The sequence below is a fragment of the Roseibium sp. RKSG952 genome, from assembly GCF_009711355.1.
Window position 1 is genome coordinate 1 of the sequence record NZ_SMMF01000897.1, and the last position, 25,493, is coordinate 25,493.

At 58.6% G+C, this 25,493-nt stretch carries 21 protein-coding genes; 10 read left to right on the forward strand and 11 right to left on the reverse strand.

Annotation, left to right across the window (positions count from 1 at the left end; all coding sequences use genetic code 11):
* Positions 1–70 precede the first annotated feature (70 nt).
* Both E1297_RS15810 and E1297_RS15815 read right to left on the reverse strand, forming a co-directional pair.
* Positions 71–2,506, reverse strand: coding sequence for a methyl-accepting chemotaxis protein (locus tag E1297_RS15810; protein ID WP_155139865.1), 2,436 nt, complete (start codon positions 2,504–2,506; stop codon positions 71–73).
* A gap of 286 nt (positions 2,507–2,792) precedes the next feature.
* Positions 2,793–3,551, reverse strand: a complete 759-nt coding sequence (locus E1297_RS15815; RefSeq protein ID WP_155139867.1) for an SDR family NAD(P)-dependent oxidoreductase — start codon at positions 3,549–3,551, stop codon at positions 2,793–2,795.
* Positions 3,552–3,674: 123 nt separating this feature from the next.
* Between E1297_RS15815 and E1297_RS15820 the strand changes: the two genes are divergently transcribed.
* Both E1297_RS15820 and bfr read left to right on the forward strand, forming a co-directional pair.
* Positions 3,675–3,926, forward strand: a complete 252-nt coding sequence (locus E1297_RS15820; protein WP_155139869.1) for a bacterioferritin-associated ferredoxin — start codon at positions 3,675–3,677, stop codon at positions 3,924–3,926.
* A gap of 11 nt (positions 3,927–3,937) precedes the next feature.
* Positions 3,938–4,423 (forward strand): bacterioferritin, encoded by a 486-nt coding sequence (gene bfr, locus E1297_RS15825; protein WP_155139871.1) that lies wholly within the window; start codon positions 3,938–3,940, stop codon positions 4,421–4,423.
* 7 nt (positions 4,424–4,430) lie between these two features.
* On the opposite strand, the gene E1297_RS15830 is transcribed toward bfr, so the two are convergent.
* From E1297_RS15830 to E1297_RS15845, 4 genes are all read right to left on the reverse strand, one after another.
* Positions 4,431–5,093, reverse strand: a complete 663-nt coding sequence (locus E1297_RS15830) for an ATP-binding cassette domain-containing protein (RefSeq protein ID WP_155139873.1) — start codon at positions 5,091–5,093, stop codon at positions 4,431–4,433.
* Entirely contained in the window at positions 5,090–6,862 is a 1,773-nt protein-coding gene (locus E1297_RS15835; RefSeq protein ID WP_244327780.1) for an ABC transporter permease, read from the reverse strand. Before E1297_RS15835 ends, E1297_RS15830 begins: the two co-directional genes overlap by 4 nt.
* A complete protein-coding gene (locus E1297_RS15840) occupies positions 6,816–8,042 on the reverse strand; it encodes an ABC transporter substrate-binding protein (RefSeq protein WP_155139875.1) in 1,227 nt (408 codons plus the stop codon). Before E1297_RS15840 ends, E1297_RS15835 begins: the two co-directional genes overlap by 47 nt.
* Positions 8,043–8,151: 109 nt before the next feature.
* The gene (locus E1297_RS15845; RefSeq protein WP_155139877.1) at positions 8,152–8,622 is read right to left on the reverse strand and encodes an Lrp/AsnC ligand binding domain-containing protein; all 471 of its coding nucleotides are present in this window, start codon (positions 8,620–8,622) and stop codon (positions 8,152–8,154) included.
* A 127-nt stretch (positions 8,623–8,749) separates the two neighbouring features.
* On the opposite strand from E1297_RS15845, the gene putA reads away from it, so the two are divergent.
* From putA to E1297_RS15860, 3 genes are all read left to right on the forward strand, one after another.
* Positions 8,750–11,890, forward strand: a complete 3,141-nt coding sequence (gene putA, locus E1297_RS15850; RefSeq protein WP_155139879.1) for a bifunctional proline dehydrogenase/L-glutamate gamma-semialdehyde dehydrogenase PutA — start codon at positions 8,750–8,752, stop codon at positions 11,888–11,890.
* Between the two features lie 333 nt (positions 11,891–12,223).
* A complete protein-coding gene (locus E1297_RS15855; protein ID WP_155139882.1) occupies positions 12,224–12,823 on the forward strand; it encodes an RNA polymerase sigma factor in 600 nt (199 codons plus the stop codon).
* The gene (locus E1297_RS15860) at positions 12,816–13,094 is read left to right on the forward strand and encodes a zf-HC2 domain-containing protein (protein WP_196223328.1); all 279 of its coding nucleotides are present in this window, start codon (positions 12,816–12,818) and stop codon (positions 13,092–13,094) included. The genes E1297_RS15855 and E1297_RS15860 overlap by 8 nt, the downstream gene beginning before the upstream one ends.
* A gap of 119 nt (positions 13,095–13,213) precedes the next feature.
* Here E1297_RS15860 and E1297_RS15865 read toward each other — a convergent pair whose 3' ends face one another.
* The 5 genes from E1297_RS15865 to E1297_RS15885 form a co-directional block, all read right to left on the reverse strand.
* Complete coding sequence (locus E1297_RS15865; protein ID WP_155139887.1) at positions 13,214–14,050, reverse strand: hypothetical protein; 837 nt, start codon at positions 14,048–14,050, stop codon at positions 13,214–13,216.
* Between the two features lie 56 nt (positions 14,051–14,106).
* Positions 14,107–16,572, reverse strand: coding sequence for an ATP-dependent helicase HrpB (gene hrpB / locus E1297_RS15870; RefSeq protein ID WP_155139888.1), 2,466 nt, complete (start codon positions 16,570–16,572; stop codon positions 14,107–14,109).
* Between the two features lie 18 nt (positions 16,573–16,590).
* Positions 16,591–17,640: a glucokinase gene (gene glk, locus E1297_RS15875; RefSeq protein WP_155139890.1), complete on the reverse strand. Its 1,050-nt coding sequence runs from the start codon at positions 17,638–17,640 to the stop codon at positions 16,591–16,593.
* Entirely contained in the window at positions 17,637–18,068 is a 432-nt protein-coding gene (locus E1297_RS15880; protein WP_155139892.1) for a methylglyoxal synthase, read from the reverse strand. Before E1297_RS15880 ends, glk begins: the two co-directional genes overlap by 4 nt.
* Positions 18,069–18,259: 191 nt before the next feature.
* On the reverse strand, positions 18,260–19,114 hold the full coding sequence (locus E1297_RS15885) for a DUF1194 domain-containing protein (RefSeq protein WP_368669580.1): 855 nt from the start codon (positions 19,112–19,114) through the stop codon (positions 18,260–18,262).
* A 548-nt stretch (positions 19,115–19,662) separates the two neighbouring features.
* On the opposite strand from E1297_RS15885, the gene E1297_RS15890 reads away from it, so the two are divergent.
* From E1297_RS15890 to E1297_RS15910, 5 genes are all read left to right on the forward strand, one after another.
* Positions 19,663–20,646 carry a sugar-binding transcriptional regulator gene (locus E1297_RS15890; RefSeq protein WP_155139893.1) on the forward strand — a complete coding sequence of 328 codons (984 nt, stop codon included), beginning with the start codon at positions 19,663–19,665 and terminating at the stop codon, positions 20,644–20,646.
* Between the two features lie 72 nt (positions 20,647–20,718).
* Positions 20,719–21,717 carry a BMP family protein gene (locus tag E1297_RS15895; RefSeq protein WP_368669581.1) on the forward strand — a complete coding sequence of 333 codons (999 nt, stop codon included), beginning with the start codon at positions 20,719–20,721 and terminating at the stop codon, positions 21,715–21,717.
* 74 nt (positions 21,718–21,791) lie between these two features.
* The gene (locus E1297_RS15900; RefSeq protein WP_155139897.1) at positions 21,792–22,787 is read left to right on the forward strand and encodes a BMP family protein; all 996 of its coding nucleotides are present in this window, start codon (positions 21,792–21,794) and stop codon (positions 22,785–22,787) included.
* 64 nt (positions 22,788–22,851) lie between these two features.
* Positions 22,852–24,384: an ABC transporter ATP-binding protein gene (locus E1297_RS15905; protein WP_155139899.1), complete on the forward strand. Its 1,533-nt coding sequence runs from the start codon at positions 22,852–22,854 to the stop codon at positions 24,382–24,384.
* Complete coding sequence (locus E1297_RS15910; protein ID WP_155139901.1) at positions 24,381–25,478, forward strand: ABC transporter permease; 1,098 nt, start codon at positions 24,381–24,383, stop codon at positions 25,476–25,478. Before E1297_RS15905 ends, E1297_RS15910 begins: the two co-directional genes overlap by 4 nt.
* Positions 25,479–25,493 lie beyond the last annotated feature (15 nt).

A 25,493-nucleotide genomic window follows, 5' to 3' on the forward strand; every position in this document is an offset into this window, starting at 1 on the left:
GTGTTGCACTTCGCGCTTGAATTCACTGACTCTTTGGGAGCCAATGATGGTCGGCAACACTCCTTGCAAATCACGCCGTTGCAACTTCGCTCAAGAAATCCTCGACTTCGCGTTTCAGCTGTCCGGTCTTGTCCGAGACCTCGGTGGAGGCCGCCAGAACCTGCTCGGCCGATGTCGAGGTCTGTTCGACAGCATGGGACAATTCTGTCATGGCCGAAGAAACATGGGTCGTGCCTTCGGCCGCACGCTGGACGTTGCGCGAAATCTCCTGTGTGGCGGCCCCTTGTTGCTCAACCGCAGCGGCAATGGTCGAGGTGTAGTTGTTCACCTCCTCCATGATCGCGGTGATTTGAGAAATTGCCTGGACCGAATCCCGTGTCGCACCCTGAATCGCGCCAATCTGTGACGAGATTTCTTCGGTTGCCCGAGAGGTTTGGGTCGCAAGTTCCTTGACCTCGGCGGCGACGACCGCGAATCCCTTGCCGGCTTCTCCGGCGCGTGCTGCCTCGATGGTGGCATTAAGCGCAAGAAGATTGGTCTGTTCGGCGATTGCCTGGATCAGTGTCACCACCTCGCCGATCTTGCCAGCCGATTCGGCCAGGCCCTCAACCTTCTTGTTGGTGTCCTGGGTGCCGCGTGTGGCCCGGTCGACGACCTCCGTGGTGCGCGTCACTTGTTGCGAGATTTCGCCGATCGATGCCGCAAGTTCTTCGGCAGCGCTGGCAACCGTTTGAACATTGCTTGTGGCCTCGTCAGAGGAATTGACCGTGCTGATCGCATATCCGGAACTCTGCCGGGCGATATCGGTGAGGGCATGCGCCGTTTGGTCGAGGCCGACAGCGGTCTCTTCCACGGACCCGAGAACGGTTTCGGCAGTTTCTCGGAAATGGGCAATCAGCGCGTCGACCTTGTGCTGCCGTTCCTGACGTTCGGCCTGCTCGCGCTTGGATGCCTGCTCAAGGCGTTCGCGCTCAAGCGCATTGTCCCGGAAGATCTGCACGGTGCGGTTCATCGCGCCGATTTCGTCCCCGCGGTCGACGCCCTCGATGTCTACATCATTATTGCCGCTCGCGAGCCTGTTCATCACGGCCGTTGTCGCCCGGATCGGCCGGGTGATCGCCCGGTTGAGGCCAAGAGCCAATGCGATCCCGATGGTAAAGGCAATAGCGATTGTGATGCCGATTTGAGTCAGGGCACTGGTTGCAGCCTCGCTGGCAAGAGCCGATTGCCGGGCGGTGATCGATTCGATCTGGCTGTTGACCTGGTCCGAGAGGGTAGCGAGTTCTGACTTCTGGGCGTCGAGCAGCGACTGGGTTTCCATCATCTCCTTGAATGCGCGGTCGAAAGAGACAATTGCTACCGGGATTTCACCAATCGTGTCTGCTGCTTCGGGAAGCATTTTCGATGACCCGACGAGGTCTTCTTCCACCTCCAGCAAAGCGCCGACCAACCCGTTGACCGTGCTGGCATCCGACTGCCCGAAGCCACCGAAAACACTCAGTGTTTCGGCTTCTGCACGCAAAGCGGCCCGGTTCAGGGTTTCCGCATAGATGGCAATTTGCCGGGCTCCAGCGAGTTTGGTTTGGGCCGTAAGCGCTGCAGACTTCGCAGTCGTGACGGCTGGAAGTGATTGGGATCGAATGTCCTTGGCGGTGGCGATAACGTTGTCCAGAGCTTCGGAGACTGCTTCTTTGGCTTCGAAAGCTGCATTGAAGTCCAGCGGCTCTGCCATTTTCGCGAGTGACTTGTTCAAGGTAGAAGTCAGTTTTGCAAGTTGGCCGAGGCTTCTGGGGGTAATGCCTTCAACGTTTTTATATCGGAGCGACTTTGTCGTCGCGACAAGGTTACTTGCAATCTCGCGTGCTTCCTGAAGGTCCTTGTCCAGCAGGTTTCCGCGTGCTTTCAGGTAAAGAAGTTGAATGATGAAGGCCTCTTCCTGGACTGTGAAGATGGTCCGGGCAAGCTGGTTGGCGTCGTCATGGTCGCTATTGGCCTTGAAAACCTGAGCGCTTGCCTGCTTCTCCGCGGCAATGACCGCTTGTTCGATCATACCCGCCTGATTGCGGAGGTCGGTCGAGGATTGAAGTAAAGTAGCAAGCCGTTCGCTCTGCAGGTTGGTTCCTGAAACCACAGAATCGAAGGTTGCCGCAAACTGGCTGACCGCACCAAGCGCGGTTTGAACCTGTTCACGGGAAGTCGTGTCGTTTCCGAGATGAGAACCGAGTTCTTCAAGTTTACCGGTTAATTCGCCGAGCGTTTGCCGGGTCAGGTCGGCAATCTCGGGATCCTGCGCGTTCAGATAGGCCTCCCGGGACTTGGATGTCTGCTTGAGCAGGACCGATACACCGGTCGCTTCATCCGCCACCTTGAAACGCGAAGCGAGATTGGAAATCGCGAGAAATCCGACTGCCCCGACGATGACCGTCAAAAGGAGAATGGCGGTAAACCCGCCCCCGACCTTGTATCCGAACTTTAAATCAACCAACCATTTAAGCGGCAGTCTCATGTCGCACCCCGTTGAACCCTACGACGCATTTTGCGCAACTTCCGGTTCCAAGCTGATTGGGAGGCATGAAAATTAGGTAAATATAGCAGAAATCAATAAACAATCAGGGCAAATTGATATCGCGAAGAGTTCCAATGGTTCTTCTGCCCTAGACGATGCAATTATTGTGTTTGGCACACAACAAGACAACTTCTGCAAAGGCATTCGCGAATTTTCAGAGGCATCGTTCGTTTCGCGGCTAAGTGGAAATCTCCTGATAAACCGCGGCATATTCCAATGCCGGCTGTCACACGTGCTGCCCGCCGTTGATCTGGATCTCTGCGCCACTGACATAGGAAGACGGGCTGGTGCACAGGAAGTGGATGGTATCGGCCACTTCGTCGGGCCTGCCGAGACGGCGTAGCGGAATGTCCTCGATGAGTTTCTCTGTGCCCGGCGACAGGATGGATGTATCGATCTCGCCCGGTGCGATTGCATTCACCCGAATGCCATGTGGCCCGAAGTCGGCGGCCATCTCGCGTGTCAGGCTTGCGAGCGCCGCTTTTGACGTTGCATAAGCGGTTCCCGCAAATGGATGCACCCGGACACCGGCGATCGAGGTGACATTGACAATCGATCCGCCAGCGTTGGCCAGTTCCTTGAACAGTCCGCGTCCAAGCATGATCGGGGCAAAGAAATTGACCTGAAACACGTGCCGCCAGACATGCATGGCTGTATTGAGCGAATCCAGCCGTTCGCCGTCGTCTCCCTTTGGGCTGATCCCGGCATTGTTGACCAGGGCGTCAAGCTTGGACCCGTGCGATCCGAGCCGTTTACGGATTTCCTGAACTGCATAGCCGAGATTTTCCGGATCGGACAGATCCACCTGTATATGGTCTTCCGGTCCCATCGGCCAGGGGCACTTGTCTGAAAAGGCATGGCGCGAACAGGTGATCACCCGCCAGCCAGCCGCCGAGAAACGCTTTACGGTGGCATGGCCGATCCCTCGGCTGGCGCCGGTGAGTACCAGGGTCCGGCGTTCGTCGAGTGTCGTGCTGTCGCTCATATACTGTGCCTTGTCCGCAAATGCCGCAGTGGGTAAAAGTTGACTTTTCTAGCCCACTTTCGTTAATGGATTTCGATCCATATATGCCAGAACACATAAAAAGCGAAACACCGCAGGCAAGGAATGATCATCTGTTCATGTAATGTGCTGTCGGACAAGCAGCTGCGCAAGGCCGCAGAGGAGATGCGCGCCGATCCGAATGGCAAGGTTCCGACCCCCGGTGCCGTGTTCCGGCATCTTGGGTGCCGTCCAAGATGTGGGAGTTGCTTTCCCTCCGTTATTGACATCATTCACGAAAAAGCGTCTGAAGAGGCTGAAACCTCAACCTCCGAACAGGATCAGGCTGACCCGGTCCTGCGGAGTGCGGCAGAATAAGGGGCACTGTGATGAAGGGCGAAGAGCGCGTCATCGAATATCTCAACAAGGCGCTTCGGCATGAGCTGACGGCGGTCAACCAGTACTGGGTGCATGCGCGCCTTCTGGAAGACTGGGGCTACGGCAAGCTCGCCGACAAGGAACTGGAAGAATCTGAAGAAGAACGCGGTCATGCTCAGGAGATCATGGACCGGATCATTTTCCTTGAAGGTCTTCCGAACCTGCAGCTTCTTGATCCGATGCGGATCGGCCAGAACCTGAAGGAAGTTCTGGAAGGCGATCTTGCAGGCGAATATGTCGCCCGTGCCCTTTACCACGAAGCGCGTGAAGTCTGCCGCGAGGCTGGCGATTTCGTGTCCATGAAGTTGTTTGAAAAGCTGCTTGCAGACGAAGAACACCACATCGATTTCCTGGAAACCCAGCTGGAGCTGGTCGAGCGGATAGGTCTCGAAAACTACGCTCTCTTGCAGGCCAAATCGGCCGACGCTGCCGGTTGAGGCAGCATCACGTTTTCGAATTTCCGTCAAGGGTCACGAGGTCGCCGCCTGCAGCCTCGGCGTCCTGGCGGTCATGGGTGACCAGAAGCACGGGCAGCGCACGCTCCCGTGCTTTTTTGAAAACCAGTTGCCGGATGTCTGCGCGCAAGGCCTGATCAAGTGCCGAGAACGGTTCGTCGAGCAGCAAGGCGCGTGGTTCTGCCAGCAGCAGCCGCATCAGGGCGACACGGGTCTGTTGACCACCTGACAAGGTGGCAGGATCGCGGTTTCCGAAACCTTCCAGTCCTACATCGTTCAGCGCTTTTTCCGCGTGCCGGGTTCTCGACCGGCGTCCCTTGATGGCCGGGGGGAGGGCAAACAGCAGATTGCCCAGAACGGAGAGATGCGGAAACAGCAATGGTGTCTGGAACATCAAACCGATGTGACGGTGCTGAGGCGGCAGGGATGTGATATCCCGGCCATCGAGCCAAACCTTGCCTTCTGCTTGAAAATCCCTGCCGAGAAACCCGGCGACCAGGTTGAGCAGGGAGGACTTGCCACTGCCACTTTTGCCCATCACAGTCAGGACGGATCCGGGCGCGATGCATCGGTCTATGGATAGAATCTGACGCCCGCCCAGGCAAAGGCGTATGTTGCTCAGAAGCAGTCCCGGTTGGGGGTGAGTTGTCATGCCATATGTCTTTGAGGGCGCAGCAGCGCCCGATTTCGATGGGCAAGGCCGGGGATAAGGCTTGCCAGAAGAAACAGGAAGAATGGTAGCAGAAGTTGCATCACGGCATAAACCGCGATCAATGACCTGTTGCCGCCGCTGGCCAGTGCCACGCTTTCGCTGGTGACGGTCACGACCCGTCCGGCCCCGATCATCACGGTTGGAAGATACTGGCCAATGGAAACGGCGGCTCCAATTGCAAAAGTCACCAAGAGCGGACGCAGGAGGACCGGCAGGCGCAGGCGGAACAGGATCTTTCGCGGTGATGCGCCAAGGGAAGCGGCCACCTGCGCATATCTCGGGTCGATATGCTGCCACGGATCGGCCAGAGCGAGATAGACATAGGGCAGCACAAACACGGCATGGGCTAGTGCGACGCCGGTCAGTGTGCCGCTCAAGCCCGTCGAGATGCCAAGAACCTGCAGTCCGAAAAGAAACGAGATTTGCGGCACTAAAAGCGGCAGGAAGACGATCTTGCGCAAGATGCCGCTGCCTGCGCGGCCTGTGCGTGTCCGGCTTTCAAGAAGGGCAATCACGATGACCAGACTGCAAAAGGTGACAGGCAAGGCAATGGCGAGCGTTTGCCAGAGGGTGGAAAGCCCCTGTGTTTCCAGCCGCAGCCAGTGGGCGAATGTCAGGGTGGAGGGCATGGCATCTGGAAACCACCATCCCCTGCTTAGCGACCAGAGACCAAGGACCCCGAGACCGGCCAGAGTCAGGGCAGCTGTCACGACGGCGAGAGCCAGTGCTGAAACCCGCAAGGCCCGGTCATTGCCTCCCCTGTGTCCGGTCCGGTTTGACCGGCCAATCCAAAAGGCGGCTGCGCGTTCAAGCCCCATCCAGACCATAATTGCCGCGAAACTGACACCAAGCTGCAGAACGGCGGCAGCCGATGCCTGAAGGCGCAAGGCCGGGTCCGGATCGGCCATCCAGCCGAGCAGACGGGGTGCGAGTGGGGCAGGGGTGGTTGGTCCGAGGATCTGGGCGACATCAACGACCGAAGTCGAAAAGGCCAGAACGGCAAGAACAGGCAGGCGGATCTGAGGATAAAGCCGGGGAAGGACAACCTTGAAGAACGCCGTCATCCGGCCATAGCCCAGACTTTGCGCGGCTCTGCTCAGGTCCTGCGCGCGGGCTTGCGGCACGGCGGCCAGGGTCATCAGCAGCAGAAACGGCACTTCCTTCAGGATCAGGCCCAAGGTCATGGTGAGACCGAGCGGGTCCTGGACAATCAGCACATCGGGCGGCCGCGTCATGCCGGTTGCCCATGGGGAGAGCAACCTCATGACAAAACCGGACGGCGCAATCAAGAACGCCAGCCCGAATGCGGCCGCTGCGTGGGGGACTGACAAGAGCGGCGAGAGAAAACGGCTCAATCTGGCGAATGCAGCTGTGCCGAGCCATCCACCGGTGAACAGGAGCACGATGACGAGCGACAGCAGCGTGGCGGCAAGGCCTGTCCCGAAGCTCAGTGCCACCGATGTCCAGATGCCGGGCGCGGCCAAAAGATCTGCAAATGGCCTCAAGGAGAAGGCGGTTCCGCCAAGCGCCGGCAGATAGCCGAATGCCGGCAGGATCGTCCAGATCAGACCAGCGGCGACGGGCGCGCCGAGCACAAGCACGACCAAGGCCGGAACAAGGTTACCGATGTTGAACAGGGACCGGGTCAAGACTGCGCGCGGATCACGATCCGCCGTAGCGGGCCGCCCACGCGCGCTCGACGGCTTCAACCCAGCTCGGATGCGGTTCCGGCAATGTGGTGCCGAGGTCTGCAGGCGGCAGGGTGGCAATGCCCAGGTCCAGAGTTTCGAATTGCGTGCGCTCTGCATCCGGCAGGGCCGCTACGTCCAGGACAGTCGGATCGCCCCAAATATCCGGGTCCTGCTTGCGCGCCTGGGCTTCCGGAGACAGCAGGAAGTTGGCGAAGACCTTCGCGCCTTCTTTCGAGGAACTGTTATAGGGGATCGCGACGAAATGGGTGTTTCCGAGGGTGCCGCCGTCGAGGACGAAACTGCGCACGGTTGGCGGCAATTCGCCATTGGCAATGGCGCTTGAGGCATCGCCCGGATTGAAGGTGAAGGCGATGTCGATCTCGCCATCCGCCAGCAGCTGCCGCATTTGTGCGGCGTTTTGCGGGAACGCCTGCGCGGATCGCCACAGATTGGGGTGAAGCGCATCCAGATAGGCAAAGAGCGGGGCCGCATCCTGCTCGAACCGGCTGTCATCGACCGGCTGACCAAGCTTTTCCGGGTCATCGATCAGGCTGATCAGCGCCTGCTTCAGGAAGGTTGTTCCGTGAAAGTTCGGTGGCTGCGGGTAGGTCACCCGGCCTGGATTTTCACGAGCATACCCGGCGATGGCGGCAAGGCTCTTCGGCGGTTCAGGCAGATTTGCGGTATCGTGCATGAACACAAGTTGCGCCATGCCCCAGGGGCTTTCCTGTCCGTCCGTCGGAACCGTGAAATCCGAAACAACCGTCGGCTTTCCCTCGACATCGACATGCACCCAGTTGGGGAGTGTCTGCGCCCAGCCCCTGTCTGCCAGCAGGCCCTGCTTTTTCAGGGTGCTGAAATTCTCGCCATTGATCCACACAAGATCGACAGATCCGTTTGCGTCGCGTCCGGCGGTCTTCTCGGCAATGATCTGGGTGACAACACCTGCCGTTTCGCTCACTTTCACATGCTCGACAGCAACGCCATAGCGCTCCTTCACCTGGTCGGCCGTCCAGGCGATATAATCATTGATGCGCGGTTCACCGCCCCAGGCATGGAAGTAGACCGTTTGTCCCTTCGCCGCGTCCTCAACTGCACTCCAGTCTGTGGCCTCGCTACCGGCAAAGGCAGGTGCGCCCGAGACAAGTGTTGCCAGACCTAAACAGGCGAAAGACCGGAGCAAGCTGGAAAACGGCATGAAGGACCTCGTTCGCTGGATTGGTGTCTTACGTGCGCGACTACAATAGTCACGTCAACACAAGGCTTTGTGACCAGAGTTGAGTGGATGCCTTGCGCTGATGCCGACTTTAGACCGGCAAGACATGCGTGTCCTTGATTTCCTCCATCACCGCATAGGTGTGGGTCTCGCGAACGCCGGGGAAGGCCAGAACCACATCGGCGAGGAACTTGCGATAGGCGACCATGTCTGCGACGCGGCTCTTGATCAGGTAATCGAATCCGCCAGCGACCATGTGACATTCAAGGATGTCTTCCGTCCGCTCCACAGCGCGCTTGAAAGCGTCAAACATTTCCGGCGATGTCCGGTCCAGTTTGATTTCGACAAAGACCAGTAGTCCGCGATCCACCTTGTGGGGCGCGAGCGTTGCACTGAAGGCCTCTATGAAACCGCCCCGGATCAGGCGTTTCATGCGCTCGGCAGTTGCCGTTGGCGACAGGCCAACCTTCTCGGAAAGGTCCGTGTTGGTTATACGCCCGTCCGTTTGCAAGACGCGCAGGATTTTTCGGTCGGTACGATCGAGATCCGCCAAAGTCTCCATTATGTCCTCATTATGTCGAAGGAATTATCGGAGTTAGTACAAAAAATAAGTGAAAAAGCAAGTGATAATCCGGTTATTATAGCGCAATGCACCGTGCGCGTCCGCGCATCCAGGAGGAACCCCCGATATGACAGCACCGGCAACGACCGCGAGCATTGCACTGGACACTGCCAGCATCCCGCCGTTTCGCGCAGAATACGCTCCTGATGACGGGATGCTCGTGCGCAAGTTGCTGGGCGAAACTGTGCTTGATCCGGACATGGAGAACCGGATCGATCAGCGCGCGACCGGCTACATTCAGGACATGCGCTCGACACCGGTCGGGCTCGGTGGTGTCGAGGACTTCATGCGCGAGTTCGGGCTGACGACCCGGGAGGGGCTCGCCATGATGGTTCTGGCCGAAGCCCTGTTGCGGGTGCCGGATGCAAAAACCTCCGACAATCTGATCGAGGACAAGCTGGCTGCGGCGCGGTTCGACGATCCGAGCGGACCCAAATCCGATACGTGGCTGGTCTCGGCTTCGTCCTGGGCGCTTGGCATCACCTCGCGCCTGCTCCATCCCGGCGATACGCCACAATCGATCCTGTCCTCTTTGGTCAAACGGATGGGCATGCCGGCGGTGCGCACCGCGACGCGCAAGGCCATGCGCCTGCTGGGCCATCAATTCGTGCTCGGCGAAACCATCGCCAAGGCGCTGGACCGGGCGCGGGCTCAGGAGAAAAAGGGTTATCGCTACTCCTATGACATGCTTGGCGAGGGGGCCCGAACGGCAGAGGATGCGGAACGCTACTTCCAGTCCTATGCCAACGCCATTGACGCGATTGGCAAGGCTGCCGGAAACGCCGCCCTGCCGGATCGTCCGGGCATTTCGGTCAAGTTGTCGGCCCTTCATCCGCGATATGAGGCGGTCAACGGTCTCAGGGTCCGCGACGAGCTTCTGCCAAAGCTCCTCGAGCTTGCGCAGATGGCGCGCGGCTATGACCTCAATTTCACCGTGGATGCAGAAGAAGCCGACCGGCTGGAAATCTCCCTTGACGTGATTGCCGCCGTTATCGCCGATCCGGTGACAGACGGCTGGGACGGCTTTGGTCTTGCGGTCCAAGCCTATCAGAAGCGCTCCGCCGAGGTGATTGACTGGCTCGTTGATGCGGCCCGTCAAAACCGCCGCCGTTTGATGGTGCGGCTGGTCAAGGGGGCCTATTGGGACACGGAAATCAAGCACGCGCAGGAAAACGGCGCGGGCAATTACCCGGTATTTACCCGCAAGGCGGCAACGGATCTGTCCTATCTTGCCTGTGCCCGGCGCATGCTGGCAGCCCGGGACGTGCTCTATCCGCAATTTGCCACCCACAATGCGCTGACCGTGGCCCAGGTCGCCGAAATGGCAGGCGGCAAGGAAGGCTATGAGTTTCAGCGGCTCCACGGCATGGGCGAAAGCCTGTTCAAATCCGTGAGCGGGCGGGACGGTTATCCATGCCGGATATATGCGCCAGTCGGCGGGCACAAGGATCTGCTTGCCTATCTGGTTCGCCGTCTTCTGGAAAACGGTGCCAACTCGTCTTTCGTGACCATTGTCGGGGACAGCTCCGTGCCGGTCGGCGCCATGTTGAAACGGCCCTCCGAGATACTGGAAAATGGTACCCGGGCGGTGAACCGGAGCATCCCGCTGCCGCTTGAACTTTACGGGGACCAGCGGACCAACTCCAAAGGGATCGAATTTGGCTGCTCGAAAGAGCGGTCCAATCTGACCTCGGGGGTTGCCAATGCGGCATTCCCTCTGGAAACAGCCAAGCCGCTAGTGCCGGGCGCGAAGACGTCCGGGCCGGCGCAACCGGTTCTGTCGCCGATGGATGGAAACAGGGAAGTCGGCCAGGTTCAATGGGCGGATGCTGCCATGGCACGCCGTGCCATGGACGTGGCGAGCAAGGGGTTTGATAGCTGGTCGCGCAGGCCGGTTGAGGAACGGGCCGGAGCACTGGAAAAGCTCGGAGACCTTCTGGAAGCGCATAGCGACCGCCTGATGGCGATCCTTTGCATGGAAGGTGGAAAAACCCTTCAGGACGGAATTGCCGAAGTTCGTGAGGCGGTCGACTTCTGCCGCTACTACGCTGCCGAGGCGCGGGGCCTTTTTGGCGGTGGCCGCCTGATGCCGGGACCGACCGGTGAGGAAAACCGCTATCGCTACCGGGGACGCGGGGTCTTCCTCTGCATTTCTCCCTGGAACTTTCCGCTGGCGATTTATCTTGGACAAATCACGGCAGCGCTGGTGGCGGGCAATGCGGTTGTCGCCAAGCCTGCCGAACAGACACCCCTGATCGCCCATGAAACCGCCAAGCTGATTTATCAGGCAGGCGTGCCTGAAGATGCGTTTCTGCTGGTGCCGGGCGACGGGTCGGTCGGGGCGGCATTGACGTCGGATCCGCGTGTTGCCGGTGTTGCTTTTACCGGTTCGACAGAAACGGCCTGGGCGATCAACCGGACGCTTGCCAACAAGAACGGCGCAATTGTGCCGTTGATTGCCGAAACCGGTGGCATGAATGCCATGCTGGTGGACGCGACCGCGCTGCCCGAACAGGTCTGTGACGACGTCATGATGTCGGCGTTTCGCTCGGCCGGGCAACGCTGTTCCGCCTTGCGGCTGCTGTTCGTCCAGTCGGATGTGGCCGACACCCTTCTCAAGATGCTTGAAGGAGCTGCGCGTGAGTTGTCGCTCGGCGATCCGCGCCTGCCGTCGACGGATATCGGTCCGGTCATCGACATCGAGGCGCGCGACAACACTCTGGCGCATGTCGAGAAAATGCGTCGCGAGCAGACCTTGCGGTTTGCCGGCAACACACCGCAAGGGGCGTTCTCCGGCGGCTCATGGGTCGGACCACATATTGTGGAGCTGGACAAGCCGGAGGCGCTGGAGCGCGAGATCTTCGGTCCGGTGCTGCATGTGGTGCGCTATGATGCCAAGGACATCGACACGGTTCTGGATGCGATTGCGGCAACCGGCTACGGGCTGACGCTTGGCGTTCACAGCCGGATCGACGCAACGGTCAAGAAAGTGGTGGACCGGTTGTCCGTTGGCAATGTCTATGTCAACCGCAACACGATTGGTGCTGTGGTCGGCACCCAACCCTTTGGCGGCTCGGGCCTGTCCGGGACAGGTTTCAAGGCGGGGGGACCGCTTTATCTGTCACGCTTTGCGCTGGAGCAGGTCGTGTCCATCAACACCGCGGCTGCCGGTGGCAATGCCAGCCTTGTCGCGGCCTCGGATGAATAGCGTCTTGTGTTTTCCTGATAGAGACCATGGTGCCATTGTTGTGGCAGCCATGTACGGCGTCCGGCTTCGCATGAAGCCGGTACGCTCCTTGCCGTGTCCCCGGTCGCTGCGCCCGGCCATACAGCACCTTTAAGAGTTGCTTGTGACCGGCAACCGGTTTGGGCTGTGACGCACGTCATAAGTGCCAAGGACAAAAATCACGCAAATTTGGGACAGGTTCTGGGGCAAACCTCAGGAACCGCAAGCCAGAGTTTGGCTTTTCGCGGACAGGAAGCTCCTGCCCGGAGGCCAGGCAAACGCGACAATTTTCTAATATGAAGGCTAGGCCTTGAAATGAGACCTTTGAAACCTGTTGAGAGCATACCGCCCCAGTCCGTCCATCTGGAGGATCTCCAGCTGCTGGCTTGCGTTGCTCAAGGTGATCTGGAAGCGTTTGAACAGTTTCACCGCAAGTATTTTCCAAAGCTCATGCAGTTCGCACGCCGCGTGACTGGTGACAATGAAGCGGCGGAAGAAGTGACAAATGATGCATTCATGGTTGTCTGGCGGACGGCCGACCGGTTCGAAGGCCGTTCAAAAGCATCGACGTGGCTGTTCGGTATTGCTTACAGGCTTTCCTTGAAGAAGCGTCAGAAACTCGCACGTCACAAGGAGGACATCTGCATTGAGGACTGTGTTATCAGTGACGGAAAAGACACTGCGGAGTCCATAATCAGGCAGCGAGATCTCGCCGAAGCGCTGGGTCAGCTCAAACCGGAACTGCGCGCGGTTGTTGAATTGACATATTACAATGGGTACCTATACACGGAGATTTCGGACATTCTGGGATGTCCGGTAGGAACTGTGAAAACACGCATGATGACTGCGCGGAAACACTTGCGCCGTATTCTTAGCGACGAACAGTTCCCGTTTTCGGAGACCGCAGTTGCTTGAAAAACCCGATTCAGATGTTGGGGATGTCCATCGTACCGTCTGGGAGTTGATACCCTGGTACGTGAATGGAACTTTGCCCGCGAGCGAGATGGAAATGGTGCAGCGGCATCTGGAAACTTGTCCGGTTTGCGAAGCTGAAGTTCATAATCAAATGTCCTTGGCAAAAAAGGTGGCTGTAAAGGCCCCTTTTGGCCAACCCCTGTCACGTAGCTGGGACAAACTGCGTGAACAGATCCAGGCGGAAAAGAAGTCATCCGGCGACGCGTCTTGATCTTGCGGCAGAACCCGCTTGAATCTGACCGGATCTGACAAGGGGAACACAATTAGGCTGCCGTTGCAGCCGGCTTTTCTGGTAACCCGAAACGGAAAGGCCAACCTGTCCGTAGCACTTTAACCGGATTCATCATGGCCGGGCACTTGTGTGTCTTCAGCAGCCTTGCCGACGTGGACGCTCAGGTCCGTGCATGTAGGCCAGGGCGCAAGATCATGAATATCCCGGATGCACTCTGGAAACAGGCTCAGCGGTACGTAGCCTTTTTTCTCTTGCCAGACTGGATCTCCATTTGCCTCGCTTGCTTCTTCGAGATCTGTCAGGAACGCCCGATAATCTTCCTCGTTCACTGCATCGGATGGATAACATATCCGCCCGGTTTCGAGACAATTGTTCACAACCGGAACCAGGCGGGCGAGCCCGAGATGGGAGATGGTTGCCATCCATGCGGCCCAGAACACGCTGTCTGAGGGAATGCAGGTAAGGTCCGGAAGGGTTTTGAGCCGGTTTTCTGCCTCTGTGCGCGAAAGTCTGCCGTTCAACATTTCGAAAGCCCAGGCCTGCAAAAAGCAGTCGGGAATAGTTGTGCCATAAGAGGGTTCGCACACCCCCTCCCACAGGCTTTGGGCTTCGTTTTTGCCGAGAGCCATCAAAACATTCGGAACTGTTTCGGCAATGGCATCCCCAAGCAGTTTATGGGATCTTCCGGGATCCCGTTTCAGCAACATGCACAAGGGCTTGAATGCCGGTTGGCATTGCGTGGCCCCCAGAACATGAACACCATAATAGAATGCGCGTTGTTCAAACGCGTCCAGAGGGCGCCCGTGCGCCGCATTTTGGAGCAGGGACAGAAAAACCGGTTGGGAGACAGCCGGATGGTCCAGGCAAAACCGGAGTGTGCGCCAGGGCAGGGTTTGGGCGCTTGCCAGATTTTCTATGATCTCTTGCCGGTCCATGGGTTTCTCACCTTAGGTAACATACCCATTCTAGCATGGCTTGGCCAAACCTCGGGTTAACCCGGCTTGGGTTTGACCCGGCGCGTGGCTTCCGCTCCGGTTGGATCATCCGGCCAGGGGTGCCTCGGGTAGCGGCCCCTCATGTCAGCCTTGACATCTGCCCAGGAGCCTTTCCAGAAGCCGGGCAGGTCGCGGGTGATCTGGATCGGGCGTTGTGCAGGCGACAAGAGCTCCAGCGTGAGCGGGATCTTGCCGTTGCAAACGCTTGGGTGGCGGGTGAGGCCGAACAGTTCCTGAACCCGGATTGAAATCGTGGGTCCGGCATCTGCACTGTAATCGACGGGAACGGTGCTGCCCGTCGGCGCGGTGAAATGGGACGGAGCCTGAGCATTCAGGTCCGCAAGATAGGAATGGGGCAGCAGGACGGCGAGCGCGTCGCCGAGACAGGCGGCATCGATTGTTGCAAGGCTGGTCTTGCCTGACAGAAACGGTTCGAGCCATGCGTCGAGGCTATTGCCCAAGGCTGCGTCCGACAGGTCCGGCAGGTGGTCAAGCCCGTTGGACCGGGCATAGGCGACACGCCCCCGCAACCGCATCTGGTCCTTTGTCCAAGGCAGACGGGCAACTCCAATACGCTTGATTTCTTGCAGAAGTGCCTCGGCAACGAGTTCCGGCGCAGGGTCCCGGATGATGCGCGCGGAAAACTCCAGCGCTTCGTAACGGCGAACGCGGCGGGCCTTGATACTGCCGTCCCTTTCAAGCCGGACCACGTCCTCATCCTGAATGTGGTTGGCGAACAGGTTTTCGATATCGGGAAGCGAAACCGGTGCGCTCAGAACGATCCGGCCATTGGCCGCCTTGCCCTGAATATCGGCGATAACCAGAAAGGGTTCGCCAGCCAGCGGGTCTTCTTCCGGAAGTTCAGCACCACGGCCGTTTGCAAGCCGGAACCGGCCGCGGGCACCACGTGCTTGTGCCACCCGGTCCGGATAGGCGAGCGCGAGCAAGGACCCCGCGGCTTCGAGATCAATGGGCGTGTCCTGTGCGCCTGCCAATTTGCGCCAGCGGGCTGCCAGCGCTTTTGCGTCCTTGGCGCGGGGGGACTTGTCATCGCGCAGCTGCCGGAGCCGGACGCGCAGGTCAGGACTGCGTCCGCCGAGGCCCGGTTCGGACAGGATGGCCGCGAGCAGGGCAGCGGTGGCCCCTTGTCCTGTAGCGGTTGCCGACAACAGCATATGCGCCAGGCGGGGATGAAGAGGCAGCCGTGCCAGATCCTTGCCCTGCCGGGTCAGGCGGGCATCATCGCCAAGCGCATCGAGAGCCTTCAGCAGTTTCACCGCTTCGGTCCAGGCCGGAGGCGGGGGCGGATCGGGAAACCGCAGTTGCGACGGGTCGGACGTCCCCCAGGCCGCTAGGTCCAGAACCAGATCAGACAGGTCTGCTTCGAGTATCTCCGGGGGATCTGCCAGGGGCAGGGCGCTTGTCTGGGCCTCACTCCACAGACGGTAACACACGCCCGGCCCGGTTCGGCCCGCACGGCCGCGGCGCTGGTCGGCGGAGGCGCGGGAGACACGCACCGTTGCAAGCCGGGTCAGGCCTGTTTGGGCTTCATAGCGCGGAACCCGGGCAAGCCCGCTGTCGATCACGACGCGCACGCCTTCGATGGTCAGAGACGTCTGGGCGATGGCACTTGCAAGAACGATCTTGCGGGTTCCTGCAGGGGCGGGCCGGATCGCGGCATCCTGGGCCTTTGCCTCAAGCGCGCCGTAGAGCGGGGCAAGCTGGCAGCCGGCGGGCAGTTTTGCCGAAAGAAGTCCGGCTGTTTTCCGGATTTCGCCTTGGCCGGGCAGGAACACAAGGATGGAACCGGTTTCCTCGGCCAGTGCCTGACGAATGGCCACTGCGACCTGCTCCTCGATCCGCTTGTCCGGCTTGCGGTCGATGTAGCGGGTATCGACAGGAAAACTGCGGCCGGAACTCTTGATGACGGGGGCATCGTCCAAAAGGGCCGACACTGCGGCGGCATCAAGGGTTGCCGACATCGGAACGATCTTCAGATCGTCACGCAGGGCGGATTGCACATCAAGAGCCAGCGCGAGGCCCAGATCGCTGTCGAGCGAGCGTTCGTGGTATTCGTCGAAGAGGACAGCGGCGATCCCGGTCAGCTCAGGATCCTCAATGATCATGCGGGTGAACACACCCTCGGTAATCACCTCGATTCGGGTCCCGGGCCCGATGCGGGATTCCATCCGGACGCGATAACCGACTGTTCCACCGACCTGTTCACCCAGTTCTTCGGCCATTCTCCGGGCTGCAGCGCGGGCGGCAAGACGCCGGGGTTCCAGAACAAGGATCTTTCCACCGCCCCGCCAGGAAGCCTCCAGCAAGGCAAGCGGCACCCGCGTGGTCTTGCCTGCGCCGGGCTCTGCGACCAGAACGGCAGACGGGGATGCTTCCAGCGCAGCGAGCAGCTCTGGCAGAACCGTGTCGATCGGAAGTGGTGTCTTGAATGGCCCGGGCATGTCTCAATTGGCCTGACGTCAGACTGTCAATCTGCCTTGGCCGGACAAACCCTGCCAATGGCGCCCGTCCAGGGAGACAGCGAAATGGTCCGGGTGCCTTGCGTAGTCTGCCAATCCCTCAAGCGCCGGGTTCGGGTGACGGACGATGAACGTCGGGATAGAGCGGAGCAACGCGTCATGAGGCGCTTTGGTCTCGAAGGCGGCACGAAATCGGCCGTCCATGAGATAATCAGCGATCCTTGGTGTTACGCCACCAGTCAAATAGACACCGCCGCGTGCCAGAAGGGTCAAGGCGAAATCGCCTGCCACCCGTCCGAGCGCACTGGCGAACAACTGAAGCGTCTTGATCGCAATTGCATCTCCGTTCGCCGCAGCGCCCGTGATGCTGGCTGCGGTAGGATAGTGCGTATTCACACCCCTCTCGGCTGCAACAGCCGCAGCAAGACGCGGCATGCCCATGCCGCTCAGGATCTGCTCGGCGCCGAGCCTGTTGCCGACCTTCTCGATATGCGACCAGATCCGGTAATCCTCGTCAGAGACCGGCCCGAGTTCCACATGTCCGCCTTCGCCCGGAACAGGGATCCATGTTTCGGCGGCATGGATCATCGCAGCCGCGCCGAGGCCGGTCCCGGGGCCAAGCACAAACTTTGTTGCGCCCGGCAGGGCGCTGCCTCCGCCAACTTGTTCAATGTCACTCCCCGACAAGCCCGGCAGCGCAAGTGCCTGGGCCTCGAAGTCATTCAAAACGACGACGTTTTCCAGTTCCAGAGCGGTGATCATGGCCAGAGGCTCAATCACCCAGGCGGCATTTGTCAGCGGAATCCGGTCTCCGGTCACCGGGCCTGCGACGGCCAGAATGGCCGAGCGTGGCTTTTCCTTGATGCTGGGCAAAACTTCCAACCGGATGGCCTCAATGATTGAGGCGTGATCGGCTGTTGCGGTTGTCGCGACAATGTCTGTTGCGGCGTCTGGACCATGAACTACCGCAAAGCGCGCATTGGTGCCGCCAATATCTGCGACGAGAACGGGAAACGGAAAGGTGACGGGCTTTCTTGTGTTCAAACTCATGAGGCGGCTTTGCTGACTTCCGGTGTTGAAGAGCTAGTCTTTAAACCGGTTAAGCGTGCAGAGCGAAGGAGAATTTCCGCGGTTGCCAAATTTAACGCCATGGGCAGGTCATAAACGAGCGCCAGCCGCATCAGGGCCTTGACATCAACATCGTGGGGCATTGGCGACAGGGGATCTGCAAAAAAGAACAGGCCGCTCAACTTGCCTTCCGCAATGATCGCACCGATCTGCTGGTCGCCGCCCAACGGACCGCTTTTGAGCCGGGTGAGCGACAGGCTGGGACAGGCCTCAAGGATGCGCCCTCCGGTGGTGCCTGTGGCCACGAGATCGAAATGGACCAACTTGTCGACATTGCGCCGTACGAAGTTGATCATCAGATCCTTCTTGGCATCATGGGCGACAAGGGCCAAAAGCGGGCGACTGGTCATGATTGGGCAACTCCACGCCGGAACAGGGTCGATGCCCGTGTTATCCCACGTAAGTGTCCCCGCAAAGCCTCCAAGGGAAACTTTCGCGCAGGCTGCAGCAAAACCCGCGTCAGGTGCCCGGGCAGCCGCAGATTAAATGTCCTGAAGCCGCAGCGGAGTTCCTGTCAGTCCCGAACGGCTTCTCCGTGGGCCTAGTCAAACAGGTCGCAGCGGACCGGGCGCCGGTCTGCGACCGGATGAAAGCTTGGCCGATCAAATGTGAGACCCGCGATCTCCATGACCAGCTTCATCCGGATCGCATCTGCAAACCCATCCTTGGACTTAACCGGGATGGCAAAGGAGCCGGGGCCGCCAATCACGCAGTCCTCATAATAGTGGTCCAGATTGAGCATGGCCTGCCAGGTGTTGGTGGAGGTCTTCATCATCAGTGGCAAGCCATTGATCGTGATGCCCGCAGACACGAGGTGATCGCGGACCTTGGTGACCGATCCTCCCTGGTTGTTCGGGCCGTCTCCGGAAATATCGATGACCCTGCGCAAACCCTGATAGGCGTTTTCGTTGACCAGACTGACGGACTTTGTAAGGGCGGAGGTAATTGATGTCCGCTGAACCTGACGCAAGGGGGCTTCGGCGATCTGGCCGGCAAAGATCCTTGCTGTTGCTGCATCCTTGATCACCGTCCAGTCGGCGACAAGGAAATGTTCATCGACGCCGCCCCACTCCATGTAGATCACAGCAATACGCCCGGTCGGGCCGTATTGTACAGCGTTCAAGAACTCTTCAGATGTAAGCGCAGCTATATAACCGGCTCGCTGTACTTCCTGTTCGTCCGTATCCATCGACTGGGAGATGTCAACAGCAAGAACGAGCTCGACATCAACTTCGCTTGACGGGTCATACTCGAATGACATCAAAGGTCGATGTTCGGGTTCCGCACCTTTTGCGTCACCCAATGCGGTGAGAAGCACTGGAACCAGGAAGGCGAGTGCTGCAATTGTGGGCCAGTGCACAGAGCGGCCAGTTTTTTCTGTTTTTACGAGACGCATGTCAGGTTCTCCTTCGATCACCTAATATGTTTTCAGTACGTCTCCCCTTATTGTTCTAAATTCGAACTTCTCTCCGTTTCGTTTCAGTTGTGTTTTCTTTTCTCTGAAGCGTAGAATTCCCTTTCTTTACGGGAGTTTTGAAGCTTCTAAAAAGAATTTTATTGATTCACATTTAAACGGCAAAATCAGAAGCGCACAAGGTGCATTCTATTTTGATTTGCCCTGTTTTTCTTCACATTAAAGTTTCGATGGCAATACTTTGTTTTTTTAAACATCTTCCGCTAGGGAAAATTAACTGTGATTTCAGATGGCTAGCCGGGTTGTCACAAATTGTTCAAAAATATTCTGGTTGCCTAGAATTTTTGCGGGGTTTTGGGTTGACGCTTGGGTCATTTGCGGGCAGCTTTGAATAAATCCTCACTCGGTGAAAAAAATTTTGATCTGTTTCAGTCAGGGGCTGTTGAGGTGGTGCGCCGTGAGGGGCGTGGGTGGCTTGATCGCGTATCAATAGCCGCCAGAGGTGGAAACGACAGGGAGAAGCGGGCCGGATGCAGGCGCGTGACAACGACTGGACAAACTATCTCGCGATTCGTGCCGCGTGGCTTTCCTTTATTGGAGGGCAAACCCAGGGCGAAATCGCATCAAGAATGGGAATGTCGCCCGCAAAGGTTCACCGGCTGATTGCGCATGCGCAACGCGAAGGGTTCGTGAAGTTTACGATCGAAGGGCGTCCTGTCGAGTGCCTGGAAATGGAAGACGAGCTGTCCCGCGAATACTCCCTGACAAGCTGCATCATTGCGCCGGATCTTGGAAGTGGCGAACAGGCAATCGCCACGCGGGCTGTGGCGTCTTTGGCTGCGCATGTTCTGGAGTCCGTTCTGACCTCGGACACGGTCCAGAGGGTCGGGGTCGGCATGGGGCGCACGCTCAAGGCTGCAGTCGAGGCAATGCCGCGGATTGCGCGCCAGGATCTGGAAATCATGTCCATTTGCGGGTCCCTGACCAGAACTCTGGCGGCAAACCCCTATGATGTCGTGCAAAAACTCCAGGAACGCACAGGTGGCGAGGGATACTACCTTCCAGTTCCGTATTTTGCCGAAAACAGGGATGAAAAGGATGTATTCCTGTCGCAGCGCAGCGTTCAGGACCTGATTCAGCGGGCCCGTCAGTCAAATGTCTTTATTGTCGGTATCGGGTCCGTTGACCCGGAGGGGCATTTGATTGAAAGAGGGATGATTTCCGGACCGGAGCAGGTTGAACTGGCCGCAAATGGCGCGGTCTGTGATCTGATGGGCCGCTTTCTGGCGCTGGATGGCAGTTTGGTTGCAACCGGTTTGGGAGATTGTGCCGTTGGGCTCCACTTTGAGGATGTCCGGGGTGCACGCGTGATTGCACTGGCGGGTGGTGAAAGCAAGGCGGAAGCCACCCTGGCTGCTTTGCGGGCCGGTGTTATTACCGATCTGATTGCGGATGAAACTCTTGTGAGGGCTATGCGCGCGAAGATCGGAAAGCAGCTGGTGCGTTCAGCCTGACAAGGTTGCGCATCGCTTTGGGGAACCAGTGAAGGAACCGATGGCCGGTTTCACATGTCGGAGGACATAAGAGTGAAGAAGCTCCTGACAATCAGCACGCTCCTTGCGGGCGTTGCTCTGTCTACAACCGCATTTGCCGATGATATCAAGCCTGCAGTGCTCTACGATCTTGGTGGCAAGTTCGACGAGTCTTTCAATCAGGCTGCCTATACCGGCGCACAGAAGTTCAAGGACGAAACCGGAATTGCCTACCGCGATTTTGAACTTCAAAACGATGCTCAGCGGGAGCAGGCGCTGCGCAACTTCGCCCGCCGCGGTATGAACCCGATCGTTGCCATCGGCTTCTCCCAGGCCAATGCACTGGAGAAGGTTGCCAAGGAGTTTCCGGACACACAGTTCACTATCGTTGACATGGTTGTCGACCTGCCGAATGTCCGCTCCATCGTCTTCAAGGAGCAGGAAGGCTCCTACATTGTAGGGATGCTTGCAGCCATGGCCTCCGAAACCGACAAGGTCGGCTTTATCGGCGGTATGGACATCCCGCTGATCCGCAAGTTCGCTTGCGGCTACAAGCAGGGCGTCCTTGCGGCCAATCCGGATGCTGTCGTGTTTGAAAACATGACCGGCACGACCGGCGCGGCATGGAATGACCCGGTCAAGGGCGGTGAACTCGCGAAGTCCCAGTTCGACCGTGGCGCGGACGTCGTTTATCACGCAGCCGGTGGTACGGGTATCGGTGTTCTGCAGGCTGCTGCGGATAACGGCAAGCTCGGGATTGGCGTTGATAGCAACCAGAACGGCCTGCACCCGGGTTCGGTCCTGACCTCCATGACCAAGCGTGTTGACAACGCGATTTACCAGACGTTCCAGGATGCCCAGAACGGCACTTTCGAATCTGGCCTTGAAGTTCTCGGCCTGTCCGAAAACGGCGTTGATTGGGCCCTTGACGAGAACAATGCCGAACTCATCACCGATGAAATGAAGGCAGCTGTCGAACAGGCAACCAACCAGATCGTATCCGGCGAAATCGTCGTTCACGACTACATGGCAGACCAGACCTGCCCGTTCTGATGTGACATGGCGGCCCGCGCTTGTGGCGCGGGCCGTTTCCTGGGCTTCCCCGAAACCTGTCCGGTGGTTTTTCAATGATCAACCTGCGAACACTCGCTGCGAGCTTGACGGTCTTACTGAGCATGGTCGGCCTGGCTGAAGCCGAGCCTGCAATTGTCTACTCGGTGGGTGGCAAGTTCGACGGATCGTTCAATGAAAGCGCCTTTCGGGGTGTTGAACGGTACAGGACCGAGACCGGAAAGCCTGTGCGGGAGTTTGAACTGCAGCGCGATGCACAAAGCCTGCCGGCGCTCCGAAACTTTGCCGGACGGGGCTACGAACCGGTCATTGCCATCGGGTTCAATCAGGCGAGTGCGGTTGCCGCCGTGGCGAAAGAATTTCCAGAAACGTCTTTTGCGATCGTTGATATGGTGGTCGAGGCGCCGAATGTTGCCTCCTACGTCTTCAAGGAAAACGAGGGCGCCTATATTGCGGGTCTGTTGGCAGCAGGAGCATCGCAAAGTGGCAGGATCGGTTTTGTCGGGGGCATGGACATTCCGATCATCCGGCGTTTCTTGTGTGGCTATCAGATGGGCGCGCTTGCGGCTGATCCAAAAGTCGAGGTGCTATACAACATGGCCGGGGACACACCGGCAGCGTTCGCGGATCCGGCGCGCGGAGCAGAATTGGCACGCAGCCAAATTCAGCGCGGAGCCGATGTCATTCTTCAGGCAGCTGGTGGAACTGGGGTTGGCGTCCTGCAGGCGGCAGCCGATGCCGGCGTGTTGGGGATCGGAACCGATTCCAATCAAAACGGCCTGCATCCCGGCTACGTGCTGACGTCCATTCGCAAGCGCGTCGACGTGGCAGTTTATGAGAGTTTCACCTCCTTTGAGAACGGTGGTTTCCGCAACGGTATCCATGTGCTGGGCCTGAAAGAAGGCGGCATGGACTGGGTGCTGGACGAAAATAATGCGGCACTGGTCAGCAATGATCTGAAACGGGCGGCAGAAAAGGCCGGTGCAGCGATTTCGGATGGAACGCTTCGCGTTCACGACATCATGACGGATGGGGCTTGCCCTGTGCTTTAGGGCGCTTGGGCGAAAACGGACAATAAAAAATGATAACTGGGTTTCAACAGCCGTGGGGGGTGGTATGACCAATACGCCTGCGATTGAGCTGCGCAAGATCAACAAGCGTTTTGGTCCGGTGCATGCCAACAGGGACATTGATCTTGTCGTCGGGAAGGGGTCGATTCACGGAATTATCGGCGAAAATGGCGCCGGTAAGTCCACATTGATGTCGATCCTCTACGGGTTTTACCACGCAGATGACGGCGACATTCTTGTTGATGGCAAGAAGGTCACGATTGCTGATTCAAAGGCGGCAATTTCGCTCGGCATCGGCATGGTCCACCAGCACTTCATGCTCGTCGACAATTTTTCCGTCCTTGAGAACATCATTCTGGGAGCCGAAGGCGGTTCGCTGCTGGGCGGCGGCGTGGACAACGCAAGGGGCGAACTGAAGCGGCTGGAACAGGAATACGAGCTGAAAGTTGATCCCGACGCTCTTGTTCAGGACCTGGCGGTTGGTTTGCAGCAGCGCGTCGAAATCCTGAAGGCGCTCTATCGGGGCGCGGAAATCCTGATTCTCGACGAGCCCACCGGCGTGCTGACACCGGCCGAGGCCGATCACCTGTTCAAGATCCTGGAAGTCTTGCGCGACCAGGGCAAGACGGTGCTTTTGATCACGCACAAGCTGCGCGAAATCATGGCGATCACCGATACGGTGTCTGTCATGCGCCGCGGCGAGATGGTGGCAACTCGCAAAACGGCCGAAACCAGCATGTCCGAACTTGCGGAGCTGATGGTTGGCCGCAGCGTGCTGTTGAATGTCGAGAAGGAGGCCGCAAAGCCGAAGCAGACCGTTCTTTCGGTCCGCAATCTCACCGTTACCGACAGCCGCGGCGTTCAGGTCGTCAAGGATGTGTCCTTCGATGTGCGGGCGGGCGAGATTGTTGGCGTTGCCGGTGTCTCCGGCAACGGTCAGTCCGAACTTCTGGAAACGCTGGCAGGCATCCGCAAGGCGACAACCGGAACACTGGAAATCGACGGGCGCACGATCGACCTGAGCAAGGAGGTCACCGACCCGGCCGAAATGCGCGAATTCGGAATGGGCCACGTGCCCGAAGACCGACATCGCATGGGTTTGATCAACAGCTTCGCGGCTTATGAAAACGCGATCCTCGGCTACCATCGGGACCCGGCATATTCCAGGGGCATGTTGCTTGATCTCGAAGCGATCAAGAAAGCGTCCGTGGCCGAGATGGAACAGTATGATGTCCGTCCGCCCAACCCGATGCTGAAGACGGCCAATTTTTCCGGCGGCAATCAGCAGAAGATCGTTCTTGCGCGCGAAATCGAACGTGACCCGGATGTTTTGCTGGTCGGCCAGCCGACCCGTGGTGTCGATATCGGTGCAATCGAATTCATTCACAAACGCCTCATCCAGATGCGTGACGAAGACAAGGGCGTCTTGCTGGTGTCGGTCGAGCTTGATGAAATCCGCGGCCTCTCGGACCGCGTTCTGGTCATGTTTGATGGCCGGATTGTCGGAGAACGTGCAGGCGATGCGGATGAAGGCGAACTTGGTCTCTTGATGGCGGGTGTAGAAGGAGAAGCGTCATGAGCGCCGGACAACTGCCACGTTGGGTCGATTTCGGCCTGATACCCCTGATAAACCTCGCAGCGGCCTTTCTTGTATCCGGTCTGGTCGTTCTCTTGATCGGTGAAAATCCCTGGGACGCCGTCAAGGTTTTGCTTTGGGGCTCGCTCGGCTACGGGGAAGGCGTCGGCTTTACCCTTTTCTATGCTACCAACTTCATCTTTACCGGACTTGCAGTGGCCGTGGCCTTTCACGCCGGGCTGTTCAACATCGGCGGTGAGGGGCAGGCCTATGTCGGTGGTCTTGGTGTTGCTTTTGCCTGTCTTGCACTTGACCGGTTCGTGCCCTGGTGGGTGACCATGCCGTTTGCGATCCTCGGGTCGGCCCTGATGGGAGCTGCCTGGGCGTTCATCCCGGCCTGGCTTCAGGCCAAGCGCGGCAGTCACATTGTGATCACGACGATCATGTTCAACTTCATTGCTGCCTCGTTGATGGTCTATCTGCTGGTCAACGTGATTGGAGAAGCCGGATCGATGCAGCCGGAAACCCGCACGTTTGAAGCTGGCGGGACCCTGCCGATGCTGAACGACCTGTTTCCGGCAGCCGGGTTTGGAACCGCACCGGTCAACCTGTCCCTGATCATTGCGCTGATTGCCTGCATTGGCGTCTGGCTTCTGATCTGGCGGACGCGTCTGGGTTTTGAAATCCGGTCCTTCGGCTCGAACCCGACCGCAGCCGTCTATGCCGGAATTTCTCCGGTCAAGACGATCGTGATCACCATGATGATCTCCGGCGGCCTTGCGGGCATGATGGCACTCAACGAGATCATGGGTTCCCAGCACCGGCTGCTGATTGAATTCGTTTCCGGTTACGGTTTCGTCGGAATTGCTGTTGCGCTCATGGGCCGTGCCCACCCGGTGGGGATCATTCTCGCATCCGTTCTGTTCGGCATGCTCTATCAGGGCGGCGCGGAGCTTTCCTTCGAGATCCCGGCCATTACCCGTGACATGATTATCGTGATCCAGGGGCTGGTGATCCTGTTTGCCGGTGCGCTGGAGTACATGTTCCGTCCGCTGCTTGTGCAGGTGTTCGCCGCAAACCGCCCGTTGGCGGCCTGATCAGGACAAGGAGCT